The organism is Streptomyces sp. NPDC059900 (assembly GCF_050270335.1).
Lineage (GTDB): Bacteria > Actinomycetota > Actinomycetes > Streptomycetales > Streptomycetaceae > Streptomyces.
The window spans coordinates 1-1,508 of record NZ_JBNNJZ010001059.1; the positions used below are offsets into that span (position 1 = coordinate 1).

1 protein-coding gene and 2 pseudogenes are annotated in these 1,508 nt (G+C 72.3%); all 3 read left to right on the plus strand.

Going from position 1 to position 1,508, the window contains the following annotated elements; all coding sequences use genetic code 11:
- Positions 1 to 420: pseudogene (locus ACQKIP_RS47180) on the plus strand (hypothetical protein); the annotation flags it as partial.
- Between the two features lie 71 nt (positions 421 to 491).
- Positions 492 to 851 (plus strand): pilin, encoded by a 360-nt coding sequence (locus tag ACQKIP_RS47185; protein ID WP_365863657.1) that lies wholly within the window; start codon positions 492 to 494, stop codon positions 849 to 851.
- Between the two features lie 298 nt (positions 852 to 1,149).
- Positions 1,150 to 1,508, plus strand: a pseudogene (locus ACQKIP_RS47190) (hypothetical protein); the annotation flags it as partial.

Here is a 1,508-nt window from a genome sequence, read left to right on the forward strand (position 1 = left end):
CGGCTGCGCTGGGCCGCCTACCGCCGGGCGCTGGCCGCACTGTACGAGGCGCTGGATGCGCCCGCGCCGGTGGCCCACGGCTTCCGCTCGGCTCCGCCCAAGCCGCCGTGGGGCCATCCCGACTTCGTGCTGGCCCGCGCGGTCCGGGTCGGAGTCCTGACCCGGACCGAAGCCGACCTGATCGGCCGCACCCGTCTGGAAACGGACTCGGTGGCCGGCTGGGCACGGACCCACGCCAAGCCTCCCTCCACCGTCTACCAGGCCCGCCGCCGCGCCGAACTGCGCCTGCGGGCCTACCTCACCCAAGGCCAACAGCCCGCCGAGCAGGCAGTGTCGGCCTGCATCTCGATCACGCGAACGCCCGCGCGACTACCGAATCGGCCCCGAGTTTGGGCGGCCGTGTCAAAAAGAGCCGCCTGATGCGGCCTCTTCCCATAGGCGGGCCGTACGCCCCGTGCCCGCCCATCCGTCCCGTGTCGGGAGGTCCCGCGATGCGCCTGTCCCCTGTTTCTTCCCGGGCACGCCGGCAGCTGGTGGTCGGCGCGCTGGTCGTGGTCCTCTTCGTGCTCTGTTCGGCCGGCGCCTACGCCGCGGAGCCCGGGGCGGTGATCGCGCTGGCCAAGTCCGTCAACGAAGTCCTCGACAACATCCGCAACTGGATCATGGGTGTGCTGGCCGGGCTTGCCACCGTCTTCTTGACCGTCGGCGGTGTCCGCTACGTCATGGCGGGCGGGGACCCGGGCGAGGTCGAGAAGGCCAAGACCGCCTTCAAGAGCGCGGGATGGGGCTACGGGCTGGCGGCCCTGGCTCCCCTGGTGGTGGCCATCCTCAAAGGAATCGTCGGGGCGTGAGCGGCATGAACCCTGCTGTCGCCGCCCGGCATCCGCGCCGGTGGCGCACGTCGGCGGCCGCCGGCCGCCGCTCGCTCGTCGTACCCGCGCCCCTGCGCGCGGGACAACGCGCAGGCCTGACGCCGCTCTCGCGCCCGCCCGCCACGGGTGCGGCTGCTGCCACCACCGCCCGCTGCGCATCCCTGCCGCCTTGTAGGGCCCGGCGCTGCGCGCCGTCGGAGCGGTGCCGATTTCTCATGCCCCTGTGCGCGCCCGGGTGCGCCGCGCGGGCGCCAGCGGACCAACTGAGGGGGCCGACGTGATCGACTGGATTACCCAGGGGGTTACCGCCGCCATCAATGCCTTCTTCAAGGGCCTGGTGAGCGCGGCGCTGGAGCCCGTGCTCAAGCTCCTGGGGGACACGCTGCTGACCACGCCGGCGCCCGATTCGCTGCCGCGCGTGGGGCAGTTGTGGACGGATTCGTGGCACATCACGCTGGCCGCCTACTCGCTGCTGGTCATGGTCTCCGGGGTCCTGCTGATGACGTACGGGTCCGTCCAGGCGCGGTATTCGCTGCGGGAACTGGGGCCGCGCATTCCGCTGGGTTTCCTGGCCGCCGGCCTCTCGCTGGTGTTCGCCGGCAAGGCGGTGGATCTGGCCAATGCGCTGTCCATGGC

Excerpts from the sequence above, each read along its gene's own strand:
- ACQKIP_RS47185 (WP_365863657.1), top strand. The coding sequence starts at position 492 with ATGCGCCTGTCCCCTGTTTCTTCCCGGGCACGCCGGCAGCTGGTGGTC.